Genomic DNA, 279 nt, shown 5'->3' on the forward strand with positions numbered 1-279 from the left:
GGGCCGGAGCGGCGGCGCCGTTGGAGTGAAGCGGATCAGTGCCGGATACTGGCCGCGGCATTCGCGCCTGGGGCCACAGTGGCGGCGGTGGCGCGTCAGTACGATGTCGCGACCAGCCTGATCTACAAGTGGCGCCGCACGGTGAGAGCCCGCGAGACGGGCTTTGCCGAAGTTGTCGTGGCTCCCGATGAGCCTGTCGCCGTTTCGCGGCCGGCGGCATCCCCAGCGGTGATCGAGCTGGAGGTCGCCGGCAAGGTGCGGCTGCGGATTCCGCTGACC

General features: G+C 70.3%; 1 protein-coding gene. It reads left to right on the forward strand.

Annotated features, from left to right (window positions below; genetic code table 11):
- Nucleotides 1–279: transposase (locus EN859_RS37700; RefSeq protein WP_245525907.1), on the forward strand; the 279-nt coding region annotated here is incomplete at both ends.

Source organism: Mesorhizobium sp. M00.F.Ca.ET.216.01.1.1 (assembly GCF_004010325.2).
Classification (GTDB): Bacteria; Pseudomonadota; Alphaproteobacteria; order Rhizobiales; family Rhizobiaceae; genus Mesorhizobium.